Source organism: Megasphaera sp. AF13-6AC, from assembly GCF_027685385.1.
Classification (GTDB): Bacteria; Bacillota; Negativicutes; order Veillonellales; family Megasphaeraceae; genus Megasphaera; species Megasphaera micronuciformis.
Map to the genome: position 1 here is coordinate 1 of NZ_JAQCUN010000199.1, position 885 is coordinate 885.

General features: G+C 43.7%; 1 protein-coding gene and 1 pseudogene. Both read right to left on the reverse strand.

Going from position 1 to position 885, the window contains the following annotated elements; genetic code table 11:
* A pseudogene (locus tag PGX78_RS08070) lies at positions 1-183 on the reverse strand (30S ribosomal protein S12); the annotation flags it as partial.
* A gap of 80 nt (positions 184-263) precedes the next feature.
* A complete protein-coding gene (locus PGX78_RS08075) occupies positions 264-509 on the reverse strand; it encodes a ribosomal L7Ae/L30e/S12e/Gadd45 family protein (protein ID WP_270446412.1) in 246 nt (81 codons plus the stop codon).
* Positions 510-885 lie beyond the last annotated feature (376 nt).

Below are 885 nucleotides of genomic sequence, written 5' to 3' on the forward strand. Positions count from 1 at the left end.
GATAGAGTTCGTCAAGCGAACACGAGCAACCTTACGCAAAGCAGAGTTAGGCTTCTTCGGCGTAGCTGTGTACACACGAGTGCAGACACCGCGCTTTTGCGGGCATTCTTTCAAGGCCGGAGCCGTCGATTTCTTAACGGATGTCTGACGACCTTTACGAACCAATTGGTTAATTGTCGGCATATGGGCACCTCCTCTCTAAACAATTAGATTTATATTTGTAATCATCACCGGGAATGTCCCTTTAGATGATATTACCGAAATTACTTTAACAGACCTACGGCTGCCGCCTTTACTTTAATGCGGCAGGCCTCACCCAATTCTTCCATAGTATATGTCGAATCGACGACTATGTCCGCTTGGGCGGCGCAGTCCGTCAAAGGACGAACGACAGCCTCATCGCTGTCTTTAGCAATATATATTGCGGACACTTCGTTCCGCTTCATCGCCTTTAACGTTTGTTTCGCACCGACTGTTTTTCTCGCCGTACGCAAACTTTCCAAGCTCACGAAACACACCCCTTACCCGCAAAAATAAATGTTGCACACACTGCAACACTTACGTATTTTATCATTCCCCCTTTTGTCTGTCAATCCTTTTGCACCGATAACCTGCACGAATTCACCGTTCATTATTACACGTTTCCGGGTATTTCACATTCCTTGTCTTATGAAAACTGACTTCACCGATTTCTCCTCTTTTATTTGAGAATAAATATCATTTATGATATTCTTAAGTAAAGTATGATACCTGGAAACCCTATGTTCATTTTTTCTAAGGAGGCTTTTATGAAAAAACGACTGCTTTCACTATTTCTTTTGATGTCCTTATTCCTACTCTTTCTTACGGCCTGCGGCAGTCAATCGCAACCGGCAAAAAAAGGCG